Annotated in this window: 13 protein-coding genes; 10 read left to right on the top strand and 3 right to left on the bottom strand. The window is 69.0% G+C overall.

Annotation, left to right across the window (positions count from 1 at the left end; genetic code table 11):
• The 3 genes from ACT3UL_RS19020 to ACT3UL_RS19010 form a co-directional block, all read right to left on the bottom strand.
• Positions 1-727 (bottom strand): ATP-binding cassette domain-containing protein (locus tag ACT3UL_RS19020; protein WP_444579973.1); only part of this gene is annotated, 727 nt, incomplete at its 3' end.
• Positions 724-1653: an ABC transporter permease gene (locus ACT3UL_RS19015; protein WP_444579972.1), complete on the bottom strand. Its 930-nt coding sequence runs from the start codon at positions 1651-1653 to the stop codon at positions 724-726. The genes ACT3UL_RS19020 and ACT3UL_RS19015, both read right to left, overlap by 4 nt.
• A 1-nt stretch (position 1654) precedes the next feature.
• Positions 1655-2602, bottom strand: coding sequence for an ABC transporter permease (locus tag ACT3UL_RS19010; protein ID WP_444579971.1), 948 nt, complete (start codon positions 2600-2602; stop codon positions 1655-1657).
• A 585-nt stretch (positions 2603-3187) separates the two neighbouring features.
• On the opposite strand from ACT3UL_RS19010, the gene ACT3UL_RS19005 reads away from it, so the two are divergent.
• The 10 genes from ACT3UL_RS19005 to tyrS all read left to right on the top strand — a co-directional run bounded on the left by ACT3UL_RS19005 (position 3188) and on the right by tyrS (position 15039).
• Entirely contained in the window at positions 3188-4021 is an 834-nt protein-coding gene (locus ACT3UL_RS19005) for an EndoS/ChiA family endoglycosidase (protein WP_444579970.1), read from the top strand.
• A gap of 202 nt (positions 4022-4223) precedes the next feature.
• Positions 4224-5351, top strand: coding sequence for an N-acetyl-gamma-glutamyl-phosphate reductase (argC, locus tag ACT3UL_RS19000; RefSeq protein WP_444579969.1), 1128 nt, complete (start codon positions 4224-4226; stop codon positions 5349-5351).
• A 104-nt stretch (positions 5352-5455) separates the two neighbouring features.
• Entirely contained in the window at positions 5456-6625 is a 1170-nt protein-coding gene (gene argJ / locus ACT3UL_RS18995) for a bifunctional glutamate N-acetyltransferase/amino-acid acetyltransferase ArgJ (RefSeq protein WP_444579968.1), read from the top strand.
• Positions 6622-7623, top strand: a complete 1002-nt coding sequence (argB, locus tag ACT3UL_RS18990) for an acetylglutamate kinase (RefSeq protein WP_226850379.1) — start codon at positions 6622-6624, stop codon at positions 7621-7623. The genes argJ and argB overlap by 4 nt, the downstream gene beginning before the upstream one ends.
• Positions 7616-8893 (top strand): acetylornithine transaminase, encoded by a 1278-nt coding sequence (locus ACT3UL_RS18985; protein ID WP_444579967.1) that lies wholly within the window; start codon positions 7616-7618, stop codon positions 8891-8893. The genes argB and ACT3UL_RS18985 overlap by 8 nt, the downstream gene beginning before the upstream one ends.
• A gap of 1 nt (position 8894) precedes the next feature.
• The gene (gene argF, locus ACT3UL_RS18980; RefSeq protein WP_444579966.1) at positions 8895-9878 is read left to right on the top strand and encodes an ornithine carbamoyltransferase; all 984 of its coding nucleotides are present in this window, start codon (positions 8895-8897) and stop codon (positions 9876-9878) included.
• Positions 9875-10474 (top strand): arginine repressor, encoded by a 600-nt coding sequence (locus ACT3UL_RS18975; protein ID WP_443351089.1) that lies wholly within the window; start codon positions 9875-9877, stop codon positions 10472-10474. Before argF ends, ACT3UL_RS18975 begins: the two co-directional genes overlap by 4 nt.
• Before the next feature lie 150 nt (positions 10475-10624).
• Entirely contained in the window at positions 10625-11860 is a 1236-nt protein-coding gene (locus tag ACT3UL_RS18970) for an argininosuccinate synthase (protein ID WP_444579965.1), read from the top strand.
• Positions 11857-13395: an argininosuccinate lyase gene (argH, locus tag ACT3UL_RS18965; RefSeq protein WP_444579964.1), complete on the top strand. Its 1539-nt coding sequence runs from the start codon at positions 11857-11859 to the stop codon at positions 13393-13395. The genes ACT3UL_RS18970 and argH overlap by 4 nt, the downstream gene beginning before the upstream one ends.
• A gap of 375 nt (positions 13396-13770) precedes the next feature.
• Positions 13771-15039, top strand: a complete 1269-nt coding sequence (tyrS, locus tag ACT3UL_RS18960) for a tyrosine--tRNA ligase (RefSeq protein WP_444579963.1) — start codon at positions 13771-13773, stop codon at positions 15037-15039.
• The last annotated feature ends 679 nt before the right edge of the window (positions 15040-15718 follow it).

Below are 15718 nucleotides of genomic sequence, written 5' to 3'. Positions count from 1 at the left end.
ACAGGTCATGGGTCACGAAGACGACGGCGAATCCCAGTCGTTCCTGGGCCGCCAGCACCTGGTCGAGGATCTGCCGCTGCATCACGACGTCGACCGCGGTGGTCGGCTCGTCCATGAGGACGAGGTCCGGATCGCAGGCGAGCGAGAGCGCGATGAGAGCCCGCTGCTGCATGCCGCCGGAGAGCTGGAACGGGAAGGCCGTCAGTCGGTCGGAGCTGATCCCCACCATGGTCAGGAGGTCTGCGGCCTGGTCGCGTGCGTCCTGTTCCGAGAGCCGAGAATCATGCGTACGGATGACGTCGGTGAACTGCTCTCCGAGCCGGATGACGGGATTCAGGCTCGCCATCGCGGACTGCATGACGACGGAGATCTTGGTCCAGCGGTAGGGGGCGAGCTCGGCCTCGCTGAGAGCCGCGAGATCGACCGGGTCGGTGCCGTCCGTCGGATGGAAGACGATCTCTCCGGCGCTGGTCGCCGCGGGCATCCGCTGCAGTCGCCCGAGTGCGTTGAGCAGGGTGGACTTCCCGCTGGCGGATTCGCCGGCGACCCCGAGGATCTCCCCGCGTTTGAGGGTGAGATCGATGTCGTCGCAGGCGCGGATGTTCCCGGCTTCCGTCACGTAATCGACGCAGAGGCCGCGGACGTCCAAGAGTGTCGGCGAGTTCTCGAGCCGGTCGATGATCTCCGATTCGGTCTCGAGGATTGCAGGTGCAGTGGTGAGTGTCATCGCGTGGCCATCTCCTTCTTCCGCGCGGCAGCGGTGCTGCGGGATCGGTCCCGTAGGAATACCCGCATGAGCTTCATCCGCTTGCTCGACAGCGTGGGGTTGGTGATCTCGTCGAAGCCGAAATTGACCATGGTGGTCGCGAATCCGATGAGGCACAGGGCGAGGCCCGGAGGAATGAACCACCACCAGAGGCCACGGAAGAGGGCGTTCTGCGTCATCGCCCAGTTGATCATCAGGCCCCAGGAGGGTTCCGACGGATTGCCGATGCCCAGGAAGGCCAAGGCAGCCTGCTGGTTCACGCCAGCGGCGATGAGGCCGAGGAACATCGGGGAGATGACTCCGAGCAGGTGGGGCATGACCTCGACCAGGATGATCCGTGCCCGGGATTCCCCGACGGTACGCAGCGCAGTGGTGAAATCGCGGCCCCGCAGGCTCATGGTCTGAGCGCGGATCTGCCTGGCCCCGCTGGCCCATTCGATGCCGCCGATGACGATGGAGACCAGCAACCAGTTCGCGTTCTGGAAGGCTGCGGCCACGATGAACAGCAGGGCGAAGGTCGGGAAGTTTCCGAAGACCAGGATCGTCCCGTTGAGGAATCGGTCCACGAGCCCGCCGGAGAATCCTGCCCAGGCACCGATGACGACTGTGAGCACCGTGCCGATCACGGCGGAGGCGAATCCGACCAGCATCGACGTGCGCGTGCCGTAGAGCATCCACGCCATGACGTCCTGGCCCTGGCTGGTGGTGCCGAGCCAGTGCGTTGAGTCCGGCGGACCTCCGGTCAGATTCTGGTAATCGACCTGCTGCGGGGTCATGCCCAGCACGTTCTGGCTGAACCAGGGCCCGAAGAACGCGGTGAGCGTGAACACCGCGATGATGGCGAGGCCGATCTGCACCTTGCCGATGAGGAGGAAGCGCTTCAGCATGTCACTTCACCTCTCGTGTACGTGGGTCCAGGAGGACGTAGACGGAATCGGCGATGAAGTTGAACAGCAGCGAAGCGAAGATGACCATGAGCATCACGCCCTGCATGACGGGGTAGTCGCGGGCAGCCTGTGCTCCGGTGAGGAGTGATCCGATTCCGGGGTAGATGAACACCGTCTCGGCGAGGATCACCGCCGTCAGCGCGCCGCCCATGGACTGCGCGAGCCCCGTGAAGTTGGGCAGCAGGGCGTTTCGCGCGGCGTAACGGCTGCGAATCCTGTTCTCCGGCAGGCCCTTGGCGCGGGCGAGCTGGACGTAGTCCTCGTTGACGGTCGTGATCATCATGTTGCGCATGGAGAACAGCCATCTGGCGAAGCCGACGATGATCAAGGTGAAGAGCGGACGTGCACCGTGGAAGAGGGCGGAGAGGTAGAAGTCAAGGCTGGTGAAGTCGATCTCGAGCGAGTTGTTGTATGCGCCCTGGTTCGGGAACCAACCGTTGCTGTAGGCCAGGTACCAGACGATGAGCAGGCCGAGCCAGAATGCAGGGATCGAGCTGAAGAACATCGACACAGGGGTCAGGATCGCGTCGAGCCGGCGTCCGGGCTTCCACCCGAGCCGTGCTCCGAGGTACGTGCCGATGATCCAGCCGAGCACGGTGGAGACGATGGCCAGGTAGAGGGTCCAGGGGAGAGCGCGCCCGATGAGCTCGGTGACGGAGATCGGGTAGTACTGCGCGGATTGACCGAGGTCGCCCTGCACGAGTCGCGAGAAGTAGTCCCAGAACTGGAGCAGCACGGGACGGTCCGGATCCCCGTAGCGCGCCTTGATCAGCTGGGACTGATAGCCGGACGGCGGGGCGCCAGTGCGGTTGGTGATGTCGCGGATCATCTGGGTTGCCGGATCGCCCGGCATGAAGCGCGGCAGGATGAAGTTCACCAGGATGCTCACGATGGCCACGGTCAGGTACATCGTGAGGCGCTGTCGCAGATAGACGAGTCCGGCGAGTCGACTCGATCGCGCTCCGGGCCGGCGGCCCGGTGCTGTGGACCCGTCGTGTGTCGACTCGGCAGCACGGGTCGCTTCGGCTACCGGTGTCACGGCGTCGATGGGGGCAGGCTCGGTCATCATCACCACCTCGTGAACGCGACGTACCTCGGAGTTCGAGCAATCGTCGATGATTGGTTGTCCAGCGTGACTTTAGCGGTTAACTTGGCTGTTCCGGACCACGTTACCCACTCGTGACCGAACCGAGGATCGATGTTGGGGCAATGGTCCGGGACGCGACTCCCTGCAGGGAGCTGTGCCGACGGCGGGCGACGACGCCCGTATGGAGAAAGGCCACCGATGACTCAGAACACTTCTCGCCGCGCCCTGATAGCAGGGGCGATGGGTGCCGCAGCACTCGGAACGTCGACGCTGGCTGCGGCGGCACCACCGGAACCCTCGCGGGGGCAGGGCCTCCTGCCCGGGGCGACGGAGGAGGAGAGGATGCCACGCCACGCGCGGCAGTCAGAAGGAGGTGATGGGTGCGAGATGGCTCCTCCGCTCGAGTTCGCCTACTTCCGCACCTGGCACGACCGGGCGGTCGACCCGACTCGTCCGAACTCGATGGGGGAGATTCCCGCGGAGATCGACCTGGCCTTCGTCTTCCCCGACTACACCCCGGATGACAGTCCGTTCTGGACCGTGCTGCGTGAGGAGTACGTGCCAGCTCTCCGCAGCAGGGGAACCCGCGTCGTGAGGACCACGGACATCCAGGCCGTCCTGGATCCTGCATTCCCGGATACCGCCGACGGGCACCGCGCGAATGCCGAGCACCTTGTGGAGACGCTGGTCGAGGCGCACGGGCTCGATGGTCTGGACATCGATATGGAGCGCACCCTCGACGAGTCCGAGACGGCACGAGCGGTGGGGGTGTTCCTCGAGCTCTCGCGACTGATCGGCCCCAAGAGCGGGACCGACCGACTCTTCATCTACGACACCAACCGGGACGGGCGTGTGCCGCTGTTCCGCGCCACGCCCGACTGCTTCGACTTCGTTCTGGTGCAGTCCTATGGACGCTCGATCTCGTCGCTGCAGTCGACCTGGGATTCCTTCGCGCCGTTCATCGACCCGGAGCAGTACCTCATCGGATTCTCGTTCTACGAGGAGAACGACGGGTCGAACGAGTGGAACGACACCTCGGATCCCTTCGAAGAGTCCCGGGCCGTGGAGTTCGCCGATTGGCAGCCCGACGGGGCGGCGAAGGGTGGCATCTTCTCGTATGCCGTCGACCGCGATGGCGTCGCCTTCAAGGACGACGCGATCACGCACACCACCTACGAGTGGAGCAAGGCGCTGAAGCATCGCATGCTCGACCAGGCCTGAGCGGATGCTCTCCCCGACGTGAAAGGGCCGGCTCACTGCCTCGCCGTGCTGCCTCGCGGCCATATGGCGCGGACGGGGGTGGGTTCGTCGAGGAGGTCATGGTGCCGATGTCATGCCGTGCGGGACGGGTCCTCGGGACGAGTGATCGACGCCCTCCGATGCCAACTGGCTGTTCATGCACTCTGCTGTATATACTTCCGGTATGACTTCCGCATCGGGCACCCCCGCCTCTGCTTCCCCTGTCTCTGCTGCGCCTCGCGACGCGTCGGCGCGCCTGCCGCGCGTCGCCGTCGTCGGCGCTTCCGGGTACGCCGGGGGAGAGACGCTGCGACTGCTGTCCGCGCATCCCGGGGTCGAGATCGCGACGGTCGCCGCGCATTCCAGTGCGGGCAAGCGGCTGAGCGAGGTCGCGCCGCACATCGACCTCGGTCATGACCCGATCCTGACGGAGACCTCCGTCGAGTCGCTCAGCGGTCACGACGTCGTCGTCCTCGCACTGCCTCACGGCCAGTCCGGGCAGATCGCGGCCGCACTGCGCGAGAAGGATCCGGACGTGCTGGTGCTGGATCTCGGCGCCGATCATCGGCTCGAGAGCGCCGAGGACTGGGCCGAGTACTACCGGTCCGAGCACTCCGGCACCTGGACCTACGGCATGCCCGAGCTGCCGCTGGCCGACGGCACCCGGCAGCGCGATCAGATCGTCGGCGCCCGAGAGATCGCCGTGCCCGGCTGCAACGCGACGGCCGTATCCCTCGCGCTGGCACCGCTCGTGCGCGCCGGCCTGATCGACCACACCCAGCTCAGCGCCGTTCTGCCCGTGGGCTACTCCGGGGCCGGCCGCTCGGCCAAGCAGCACCTGATGTTCGCAGAAGCCTCCGGCAGCGCCGCACCGTACGCCGTCGGAGGCAGTCACCGCCACGTGCCCGAGGTGCTGCAGAACCTCCGTCGCTCCTCCGGGAAGGACGGCCTGCGACTCACCTTCACTCCGGTGCTGGTGCCGATGAGCCGCGGCATCCTCGCGGTGCTCAACGCCCCGGTCACGGGATCCGCCACCACGGCGGACCTCCTCGCCGCCCTGACCGCCGACTATGCGCACGAGCATTTCGTGACCGTGCTGCCCGAGGGCGTCTTCCCCACGACCGGCGAGGTCACCGGGGCCAACACGATCCGTCTGGGTGCCGCCGTGGACCATCGCAGCGGCCAGGCCACCGTGATCGCCGCGATCGACAACCTGGTCAAGGGCACCGCGGGTGCGGCGATCCAGTCGCTCAACCTCGCGCTCGGCCTGCCCGAGGCCACCGGCCTCACCCGCACCGCACTCGCCCCCTGAGGGCCGGCCGTCCGCACCGCACGCGTCCGGCCCGACCGTGCCCCCCGCCGTCGGCCCGGTCCCGTCGGCCCCTCCCGTTCTCGACCCTCCCCGAGGAGTTCCTCATGACGATCACCCGCCCTCGCGGCTTCCGCGCAGCCGGACTCGCCGCCGGCATCAAGTCCACCGGCGCCGCCGATCTCGCCCTCGTCGTCAACGACGGCCCGCGTGACGTCGCCGCCGCCGTGTTCACCTCGAACCGGGTCCAGGCCGCCCCTGTCCTCTGGTCCCGCGAGGCCGTGGCCGACGGCCGCGCCCGCGCGGTCGTGCTGAACTCCGGCGGCGCGAACGCCTGCACCGGGCCCGAGGGCTTCGCCGACACCCATCGCACCGCGGAGCACCTCGCGAGCCTGCTCGACGTCTCCGCCCAGGACGTGCTGGTCTGCTCGACCGGACTGATCGGGGAGCGGCTGCCGATGGAGCCACTGCTGGCCGGCGTCGCCGCCGCCAGCGAGCAGCTCGCCGCCGGGGCGGACTCGGATGCGGCCGCCTCCCGCGCGATCATGACCACCGACTCGGTGCCGAAGACCGCAGAGGTCACGACTGCGTCCGGAGCGATCGTCGGCGGCATGGCGAAGGGGGCGGGCATGCTCGCCCCGCAGCTCGCGACGATGCTCGTGGTGCTCACCACCGATGCGGACGTCGACGCCACGATCGCGCAGGAGGCCCTGAAGGCGGCCACCTCGACCACCTTCGACCGGGTGGATTCCGACGCCTGCATGTCCACCAACGACACCGTCATCCTGCTCGCCTCCGGGGCCAGCGGCGTGATGGTCGCGGCCGACGAGCTCACCGAGGCGATCCGGGCCGTCAGCGCGGACCTCGCCCGGCAGCTGGTGGCGGACGCCGAGGGCGCGAGCCATGACGTCCACGTCGTGGTCCGCTCGGCGACCTCCGAGCAGTCCGCCCTCGCGGTGGCCCGCGAGATCGCCCGCTCCGACCTGGTCAAGGCCGCGATCTTCGGCAACGACCCCAACTGGGGCCGGATCGTCTCCGCGGCCGGCTGCGTGCCCGAGGCGGTCGCACCCTTCGACGTCGCCGATCTCAGCGTCACTGTCAACGGGATCGAGGTGTGCCGTGGCGGCGGGGCCCACCGCGACCGCTCCGAGGTGGACATGACCCCGCGCGAGACCCTCATCGAGGTCGATCTCGGCGCCGGGGAGGCCACCGGTGACATCTGGACCAACGACCTCACCCACGACTACGTCGAAGAGAACAGCGCCTACTCCTCATGACCTCTCCGCAGAACACTCCCCAGCCCGCCGCAGGGCCCGAGGCCGACACCGCCGAGGGCCAGCTGGTCGGCAAGAACCCGCTCGCGCAGCTCGACGCCGCCCGCACCGAGGCGCGCGAGAAGTCCGAGGTGCTCATCGAGGCGATGCCCTGGATGCAGCGCTTCCGCGGGAAGATCGTCGTGGTCAAGTACGGCGGCAACGCCATGGTCGACGACGAGCTGCGTCGCGGTTTCGCGGCGGACATGGTCTTCATGCGGCTGGCCGGCATCCACGTCGTCGTCGTCCACGGCGGCGGCCCCCAGATCAACACGATGCTCGAGCGCGTCGGCATCGACTCCACCTTCCAGGGCGGGCTGCGCGTCACCGACACGGACACGATGGACGTGGTGCGCATGGTCCTGGTGGGCCAGGTGGGCCGGCAGCTCGTGGGCCTCATCAACCATCACGGGCCGTTCGCGGTCGGGATGTCCGGTGAGGACGCACGGCTGTTCACCGCCACCCGTCGCGGCACCGTCGTGGACGGCGAGGACGTGGACCTCGGGCACGTGGGCGCCGTCAACGGCGTCAACATCGACGGCATCAGCGACCTCCTGGCCAGCGGCCGGATCCCGGTGATCTCCTCGATCGCCCCCGAGGTCGACGCCGACGGCAACCCCACCGGGGAGGTGCTGAACATCAACGCCGATCTCGCGGCCGCGGCCCTCGCCGAGGGTCTGGACGCCGAGAAGCTCGTGATGCTCACCGACGTCGAGGGGCTGTACCGCGACTGGCCCGACCGCAGCTCGCTGATCCCCGAGATCTCCGCGACCGAGCTGCGCGAGATGCTGCCCTCCCTCACCGCCGGGATGATCCCGAAGGCGGAGGCGCTGCTGGGCGCGGTCGACGCCGGGGTGCGCACCGCCGCCATGATCGACGGCCGGATCGAGCACGCGGTGCTGCTGGAGGTCTTCACGACCAAGGGTGTGGGCACGATGGTGAGGAGGGACGACTATGTCTGAGGACGAGATGACGGGCACGACGACGACCACCGGCGCGACGACGACCGGCGCGACGCCCACGGACCACGTGGCGGGGGAGTCCTTCGAGGATCGCTACCGCGAGGCCCTGCTGCCCGTGTTCGGCACCCCGCAGAAGGTTCTCGCCCGCGGCGAGGGAGTGCGCGTCTGGGACACCGACGGGAAGGAGTACCTCGACCTGCTGGCCGGGATCGCCGTGAACACCCTGGGTCACGCCCACCCGTCGATCCTCGCGGCGCTGACCAAGCAGGCAGGCACCCTCGGCCACGTCTCGAACTTCTTCGCCAGCGCCCCGCAGATCGAGCTCGCCGAGAAGCTGCTCGCGCTCGCCGAGGCCCCGGAGGGGTCCGCGGTGTTCTTCGCGAACTCGGGCTCGGAGGCGAACGAGGCGGCGTTCAAGATCGCCCGCCGCACCGGCCGCCCGCGCATCCTGGCGCTGTCGAACTCCTTCCACGGCCGCACCATGGGCGCCCTCGCACTGACCTCGAAAGAGGCCTACCGGGCCCCCTTCGAGCCGCTCCCGGGCGGGGTCGAGTTCCTCCCCGCAGGCGATGAGCAGGCCCTCGCCGAGGCGCTCGCGCCCGGGGACGTCGCCGCCGTCTTCGCCGAGCCCATCCAGGGCGAGGCCGGAGTGCAGCCGCTCAGCCGCGACTACCTGCTGGCACTGCGTCGCCTCACCCGCGAGCACGGCACCCTGCTGGTCCTCGACGAGGTCCAGACCGGGATCGGCCGCAGCGGCCACTGGTTCGCGCATCAGGCGGTCGACGATCTCCAGCCCGACGTCATGACGCTGGCCAAGGGCCTCGGCGGCGGGTTCCCGATCGGCGCCGTGATCACCTACGGACCGAAGGTCCACGACCTCCTCCAGCCCGGTCAGCACGGCACCACCTTCGGCGGCAACCCGCTCGCCTGCGCCGTGGCGCTCGCCCTGCTCGGAACCCTCATCGAGGACGACCTGCTCGAGCATGTGCGCACCGTCGGCGCCCGCTTCACGGCCGACGTGCTCGCCCTCGGCGACCCGTTGATCTCCGAGGTGCGCGGAGCGGGTCTCCTGATCGGGATCGGGCTCACGGCCCCGATCGCCCCGCAGGTCGCCGCGGCGGCCCTGCAGGCAGGGTTCATCGTCAACGCCCCGAACTCCACCACCCTGCGCCTCGCGCCACCGCTCATCATCACGCAGGCGGACCTCGACGAGTTCGTCGCCGCCCTGCCCGGACTGCTCAAGGTCGCGGCCCCCGAAGGAGAGAACTGATATGCCCCGCCACTTCCTGCGCGACGACGACCTCAGCTCCGCCGAGCAGAAGGAGGTCCTGGCCCTCGCTCTCGAGCTCGCGGGTGACCGCTTCGCCCAGCGGCCGCTCGAGGGCCCCCGCACCGTCGCGATCCTGTTCGACAAGTCCTCGACCCGGACCCGCATCTCCTTCGCGACCGGCGTCGCCGAGCTGGGCGGCAGCCCGCTCGTCATCGAGGCGGGGAACAGCCAGCTGGGCCGGGGAGAGTCCATCGCGGACACCACCGAGGTGCTCACCCGCATGGTCTCCGCGATCGTGTGGCGCACCTTCGGCCAGGAGCGGATCGAGGAGATGGCGTCGGTCTCGACCGTCCCCGTCGTCAACGCGCTGACCGACGAGTTCCACCCCTGCCAGATCCTCGCCGACCTGCAGACCATCGCCCAGCACACGGGGGGCCTCGCCGACGGCGACGCCGCCCTGGCCGGGCGCTCCATGGCCTACCTCGGCGACGGCGCGAACAACATGTCCCACTCGTACCTGCTGGGCGGGGTGACCGCCGGCATGGACGTGCGGATCGGCGCGCCCGCCTCCCACCAGCCCGATCCCGAGATCGTGGCCCGGGCCCGGGAGATCGCCGCGACCACCGGCGGAGCGGTCACCGTCACCGAGGACCCGCGCGAGGCCGTGGCGGGCGCGACCGCGGTCCTCACCGACACCTGGGTGTCGATGGGGCAGGAGGGTGAGGACGGCCGGGGCGAGGAGACCTTCGCGCCCTACCAGGTCACCGAGGAGCTCATGGAGCTCTCCGGCGGAATCTTTCTGCACTGCCTGCCCGCCTACCGCGGCAAGGAGGTCGCCGCCTCGGTGATCGACGGCCCCGCCTCGGTGGTGTGGGACGAGGCGGAGAACCGCCTGCATGCGCAGAAGGCTCTGCTCACCTGGCTCCTCACCCACCCTGACGAGGAGACCGCCGAGCACGCTCGGCCCCGGGGCGCGCGACGATGAGCGAGCAGCGGCGGGCACTGGCCCAGACCAAGACGTCCCGTCAGCAGCGCATCGTGCAGCTGCTGACGCACCAGGAGGTCTCCTCGCAGTCCCAGCTCGCGCAGCTGCTGACCGCCGAAGGGACCGAGGTCACCCAGGCGACCCTCTCGCGCGATCTCGTCGAGCTCCAGGCGGAGAAGGTCCGGGGCTCCGCGGGGAGTCTCGTCTACCGGCTCCCGCCGGAGGGCGGCACGAATCGGCCGGCAGGGCCCCCGGCCGAGAACGAGCTGCTCGAGGCCCGCCTGCCCCGCCTCGCGGAGGGCCTGCTGGTCTCCGCCGAGGCGAGCGGCAATCTCGTCGTCGTGCGGACCCCTCCCGGGGGTGCGCAGTATCTCGCCTCGGCCCTGGACAGGTCGGTCATGCCCGATGTCCTGGGTACGATCGCCGGTGACGACACCGTGCTGCTGATCGCCCGGGATCCCGACGGCGGGGATCGGCTCGCCGCCCGCCTGCTCGATCTCGCCGAAGGCCGACGGGACGCCTCCGATCCGCCGGAACCCGCCCCTGAGCGCCGGCATCGCGCCGATCCGCAGCACCCGATCCCGACGACCCGATAGACCCGCAGCACCGCAAGACCAGCAAGACCCCAAGACCCGATGGAACCCGCACGACAGGACCCCGCCCTGGGCGACCAGGGCACCGGGTGCATCGCACCCGCGGGACAATCCGTAGAACGTGCTCAGCAGAACTCGATTAGGAGCATTCCCGTGACCGAACGCATCGTCCTCGCCTACTCCGGCGGCCTCGACACCTCCGTGGCCATCGGCTGGATCCACGACGCCACCGGCGCCGACGTCATCGCCTGTGCGGTGGACGTGGGCCAGGGCGGCGAGGACCTCGAGGTCATCCGCCAGCGCGCCCTGGACTGCGGCGCCGTCGAGGCCTATGTGGCCGACGCCCGCGACGAGTTCGCGGAGGAGTACTGCATGCAGGCGCTCAAGGCCAACTCGCTGTACATGGACGCCTACCCGAACGTCTCGGCGATCTCCCGCCCGGTGATCACCAAGCACCTCGTGAAGGCCGCCAAGAAGTTCGGCGCCACGACCGTGGCCCACGGCTGCACCGGCAAGGGCAACGACCAGGTGCGCTTCGAGGTCTCGATCACCTCGCTCGCTCCCGAGCTCAAGTGCATCGCCCCGGTGCGCGACCTCGCGCTGACCCGCGACAAGGCGATCCAGTACGCCGAGCAGAAGGGTCTGCCGATCGAGACCACGAAGCACAACCCGTTCTCCATCGACCAGAACGTGTGGGGCCGCGCCATCGAGACCGGTTTCCTCGAGGACATCTGGAACGAGCCCACCAAGGACATCTTCAGCTACACCGACGACCCGGCCTTCCCGCCGGTCGCCGACGAGGTCGTCATCTCCTTCGAACGCGGCATCCCCGTCGCGATCGACGGCCGGAAGGTGACCCCGTTGGAAGCGATCCAGGAGCTGAACCGTCGCGCCGGCGCCCAGGGCATCGGCCGGATCGACATCGTCGAGGACCGTCTCGTGGGCATCAAGTCCCGTGAGGTCTACGAGGCCCCCGGCGCGATGGCACTGATCACCGCGCACCAGGAGCTGGAGCGTGTGACGCTCGAGCGCGAGCAGGCCCGCTTCAAGCGCACCGTGGGCGATCGCTGGACCGAGATGGTCTACGACGGCCAGTGGTTCTCCCCCCTGAAGAAGTCCCTGGACGCGTTCATCGACGAGACCCAGCGCTACGTGAACGGCGACATCCGCATGACCCTCCACGGCGGCCGCGCCACCGTGACCGGTCGCCGCAGCGAGACCGGCCTGTACGACTTCAACCTCGCCACCTACGACGAGGGCGACACCTTCGACCAGGGCAGCGCCCGCGGCTTCATCGACATCTACGGCCTGGCCGCCAAGCAGGCAGCGGCCCGCGACGTCGCCTTCGGCAATGGGGAGGACCTCACCACCGGCGAGGCCGACGCATGAGCTCGGACGGGATGAGCTCGGCAGGGATCAGCTCGGCGGGGGTGCCCTCCTCGGGGGCCGCCGCCCCTGCCGGGGACCCCTCCGTCGCCGCGGACCTCTCGGCTGCCGGGGATCCGTCGGCCGCGCAGGAGCGTGCCTCCCTGTGGGGCGGCCGCTTCGGCTCCGGCCCGGCGGCGGCGCTCGCCGCGCTGTCGGTGTCCACGCACTTCGACTGGCGCCTGGCGCAGTACGACCTGCGGGGGTCCAAGGCCCACGCGAACGTCCTGCACACCGCGGGCCTGCTGAGCGACGACGAGCTCGCCACGATGCAGGGCGCGCTGGATCAGCTCGCCGCCGACGTCGCCTCCGGGGAGTTCGTCGCGGCACCGGATGACGAGGACGTGCACACCGCCCTCGAGCGCGGCCTCATCGAGCGGGCCGGGGGAGAGGTGGGCGGCAAGCTGCGCGCCGGCCGCTCCCGCAACGACCAGATCGCCACCCTGATCCGGCTGTTCATCCGGGACCAGGCGCGTGTCGTCGGTGACCAGGTGCTGGACCTGGTCGACGTGCTGCTCGCACGCGCCCTGGAGGTGCACGGCGTGCCGATGCCCGGACGCACGCATCTTCAGCATGCCCAGCCGCTGCTGCTGAGCCATCATCTGCTGGCCCACGCCTGGCCGCTGCTGCGCGATGTGGAGCGCCTGCGGGATCTGGATCGTCGTGCGGACTGCTCGCCCTACGGCTCCGGCGCCCTGGCCGGCTCGAGCCTCGGCCTGGATCCGCAGGCCGTCGCCGCCGAGCTCGGGTTCTCCGACTCGGTCTGGAACTCGATCGACGGGACCGCCTCGCGGGACCTGACCGCGGAGTTCTCCTTCGTGCTCGCGATGATCGGCATCGACCTCTCCCGCCTGGCGGAGGAGGTCATCCTGTGGAACACCAAGGAGTTCTCGTTCATCACTCTGGACGACTCCTTCTCCACGGGCTCCTCGATCATGCCGCAGAAGAAGAACCCCGACATCGCCGAGCTCGCGCGGGGCAAGGCCGGACGCATCGTCGGTGACCTCGTCGGTCTGCTGACCACGCTCAAGGCGCTGCCCCTGGCGTACAACCGGGATCTCCAGGAGGACAAGGAGCCGGTCTTCGACCAGGTCGACTCCCTGGGCCTGGTGCTGCCGGCGTTCACCGGGATGATGGCGACGCTCACCTTCCACACCGAGAGGATGGCGGAGCTGGCCCCGCAGGGCTTCTCCCTGGCCACCGACATCGCCGATCACCTGGTGCGCAATGGGGTGCCCTTCCGCAGCGCCCATGAGATCTCGGGCGCCTGCGTGAAGGTGGCCGAGGAGCAGGACAAGGAGCTGTGGGACCTCACCGACGACGAGTTCGCCGAGATCTCCGAGCATCTGGACGCCTCGGTGCGCGACGTCCTCTCCGTCGAGGGTTCCATCGCGTCCCGCGACGCCAAGGGAGGGACCGCCCCGGTGCGGGTCGCGGAGCAGGAGCAGGCCGTCTCCGACGCCCTCACCTCTCTGCGCGAGTTCACGCGCGGCCGCTGAGCCGCCGCGCTCCGAGCACTCGCCGTCAGCGGCCGGTGACCGCCATGGTCGCCGGCCGCTGCGTCACTCTCCGAGAAGGTGCCGCGCGGAGACGGTCCCTCGTGGCGACAGTCCCTCGTGACGACGGTGCCGCGCGGAGACAGTCCCTCGTGGCGACGGTTCCGTGTCGAGACGGCCCCGTGTGCCGCGACGCGAGTGCTCGGAGAGTCCCGCACTCTTCCGTCATGGCACGAGCGGTCCCCCCGGTCACGGATCTGGGATACTGGGCACCGGCGCCACCCAGGCGCTGACGGTCCGAACCGCGCACGACGAACTCGTCGGCCGTCTCGGACCGCTGACGGGCACATCCTGTGCCTCACCGAGAGGAACCGATCGATGCATTCCGTCCTGGACGAGCTCGCCTGGCGAGGACTCGTCGTACAGACCACCGGGCGCGAAGCGCTCGGCAGCGCTCTGGCGGACGGACCGATCAGCCTCTATTGCGGCTTCGACCCGACCGCAGCCTCCCTCCACGTGGGGCACCTGACCCAGGTGCTCACGATGCGGCGCCTGCAGCTGGCGGGTCACCACCCCTACGCCCTCGTGGGCGGGGCGACCGGCCTGATCGGCGATCCCCGGATGTCGGGGGAGCGCGTGCTCAACGACGCTGAGCTCGTGAGGACCTGGGTGGACAGCCTGCGTGGGCAGATCTCCCGATTCCTCGACCTCGACGGAGAGTTCGCCGTGACCATGGTGAACAACCTCGACTGGATCGGACAGATGAGCGCCCTCGACTTCCTGCGGGACATGGGCAAGCACTTCCGGATGGGGACGATGCTCGGGAAGGAGACTGTCTCGCGCCGCCTGCAGAGCGACGAGGGGATCAGCTACACCGAGTTCAGCTACCAGGTGCTCCAGGGCATCGACTTCCTCGAGCTCCACCGGAGGCACGGAGTCAGCCTCCAGTTCGGGGGCAACGATCAGTGGGGGAACCTGCTCTCGGGTGTCGAGCTGATCCACAAGGTGGAGGGACATGACGCCCACGCTCTGACCACCCCCCTGGTCACCAAGGCCGACGGCACCAAGTTCGGGAAGAGCGAGGGCGGCGCGATCTGGCTCGATCCCGAGCTCACCAGCCCGTACGCCTTCCACCAGTTCTGGCTCAATGCGGCCGATGCGGATGTCGTGAACTACCTGAAGTACTTCACCTTCCGTGGCCAGGAGGAGATCGCCGAGCTCGAGCAGGCCACGCGGGAGGCCTCGCACAAGCGGGCTGCGCAGCGCGCTCTGGCCGATGAGCTCACCACGATGGTCCATGGCCAGCAGGCGACGGACCAGGCCACCGCCGCAGCCGCGGTGCTCTTCGGCCGCGGGGACGTGCGTGAGCTGGACGAGGCCACCATCGTCTCGATCGCCCGCGAGCTCCCGGGTGCAGAGGTCGCACCGACGACCCCGTTGGTCGACGCCTTCGTGGAGGCAGGCATCGTGCAGTCCAAGGGGGCTGCACGGCGTGGCGCCGATGAGGGTGGGTTGTCCGTGAACGGCGAGAAGCTCTCTGCTGACACCCTTGCCCAGGAGATCGGAGACCTCCAGCTGCTGCCAGGTCGCCACCTCCTGCTGCGCCGCGGACGGAAGAACGCTGCGATGGTCCGTCTGGTCGGCTGACGACCTGATGCCCTCGAACGCCCCGTTCCCTCCTGCGTGGAGGGGCCGGGGCGTTCTGCATTCCGGGGAGGCCGCCCGAGGAGCCCGCCCTGGGAAGAGTGCACGAGGGGTCCGCAGGAGGACCCTGGAGCAGCCGGCGCCCGTGCCTGGAGCGGACGTCGCCGACGCACTGCCATGGCGTCGACGCCGGCAGCAACTCCTGGTGACCCCACTCTCAGACGTGGGTCACATCGGGCCCGATGAGCGCTTTCCGAGCGCGGGAAAACCTTCGTTGACCTGCAGGTATGCCTCAACGGCCGGGTGAACGGAGCCTGAATTCCTCGGTTTGCCAGACCCTCTCGAGGTGCGTAATGTTCTTTCTTGTCAGCAGCGAGGACGCAGACACGACAGGCCGAGCAGCTCCCCCGGGAGCAGCGGCACGGAGTGGATGCGGAAGAGCTGAGGGCCCGAGAGAGCGGGAGACCGCACGATCGGCTGTGACTGCTTCACTGGAAGGATCGCCAGACGATCTGGACGAGACGCAGGACACGGACTGCGGAGTTGGACAGGGCCGCGAAGAACTGCTAGAGTAGTGACTCGCGCCGGGCCGACGAAGTACGAAGTCGCAAGACGGTTACTACCGGCTGGCGCATCCGAGCCTCTGACTCACGCCGCTTGATGCGGTGCGATGACGATGTGT

This window comes from Brachybacterium sp. 107 (genome assembly GCF_052379725.1).
Taxonomy (GTDB): Bacteria; Actinomycetota; Actinomycetes; order Actinomycetales; family Dermabacteraceae; genus Brachybacterium.
The sequence above is the reverse complement of the archived record's forward strand: the minus strand, read 5'-3'. Positions and strand labels throughout refer to the sequence as shown.